2 protein-coding genes are annotated in these 1,083 nt (G+C 72.0%); both read left to right on the top strand.

Annotated elements, in window-relative coordinates:
* On the top strand, nucleotides 1–363 hold a 363-nt coding region (locus tag ACFCZN_RS21530), incomplete at its 5' end, for an acyl-CoA desaturase (protein WP_430558126.1).
* A gap of 127 nt (nucleotides 364–490) precedes the next feature.
* On the top strand, nucleotides 491–844 hold the full coding sequence (locus ACFCZN_RS21525) for a lipopolysaccharide assembly LapA domain-containing protein (RefSeq protein WP_430558125.1): 354 nt from the start codon (nucleotides 491–493) through the stop codon (nucleotides 842–844).
* The last annotated feature ends 239 nt before the right edge of the window (nucleotides 845–1,083 follow it).

Below are 1,083 nucleotides of genomic sequence, written 5' to 3'. Positions count from 1 at the left end.
CTGCTCGGGGGCGCGTTCGCACCGAACCACAAGGGCATGCCGATCGTCCCGGCGACGGCCGACGTGGACTTCCTGCGCCGCCAGGTGCTCATGTCCCGCAACATCCGCGGCGGCGCCGTCGTCGACTTCTTCATGGGCGGTCTCAACCGCCAGGTCGAGCACCACCTGTTCCCGAGCATGCCGCGCCCGAACCTCAGGCGCGTCCAGCCCCTCGTGCGCGAGTACTGCTCCCAGCTCGGCGTGACGTACACCGAGGTCCGGTTCTTCGCCTCCTACCGGATCGTCGTCCAGTACCTCAACGACGTCCCCGGCCGTGCTCGCGAACCGTTCTCCTGCCCGCTGGCCGCCAGCCTCGGTCGGTAGGGAGGTCGTCCGGCACGCGCACAGCGGCTCCCAGGTTCGCTCCCAGGTGCGAGGCGTAGGGTCACGGTATCCGCGGCGAACGTGCCCCGTCTGAGGTGCGCGGGCCCGGAACCACGAGGAGGCCGCCATGGCCACCACCCCGCTCAGCTCCGCGACGAACGGGCAGCCCACCGCTGCCGTGTCGGGCAGCAGCCCCGACTCACGCGTGTCCCGCACGTCGGGCAACCCGACGCGGACTCCTCGGACCCGCACCGGAGCCACGTGGGTCGGCCTGTGCGTCGCCGCCCTCGTCCTGGTCGCGCTCATCGTGTTCATGCTGCAGAACACTCAGCTCGTGCTCGTCTCGTTCCTGGGCTGGCAAGGCTCCGTCCCGCTCGCCCTCGCCCTGCTCATCGCGGGAATCGGCGTCGGGATCGTCGCCCTCGTCGTCGGCACACTCCGCATCCACCAGCTCCGCCGACGCCTCGCGCACCGCGTCTAGCCCTTGCGCGGAGTCGACCGACGGGCGCGCGGAGCCCCGGTGCGAGCCGCGCCGGCCTCGCCGTCGGGCGGCTCTCGCGGTTCACTGGTGCGCGGAGGTGAGCGTCATGTCCACGACGACGCGACGAGGAGCCGTTGCGGCTCTCGCCATCGCAGTGCTCCTGCTCCTGGGGGCCTGCGCCGCCGGGCCGAACGTCGCCGCCAACCCCGGCGGCTACGGTTTCTGGTGGGGCCTGTGGC

The organism is Isoptericola sp. NPDC056134 (assembly GCF_042264825.1).
In the GTDB taxonomy this organism is placed as follows: domain Bacteria; phylum Actinomycetota; class Actinomycetes; order Actinomycetales; family Cellulomonadaceae; genus Isoptericola; species Isoptericola nanjingensis.
This window is presented reverse-complemented; position numbering and strand designations above follow the sequence as displayed.

Bases quoted from the DNA above. Each gene is read 5' to 3' on its own strand.
- ACFCZN_RS21525 (WP_430558125.1), top strand. From the start codon at position 491: ATGGCCACCACCCCGCTCAGCTCCGCGACGAACGGGCAGCCCACCGCT.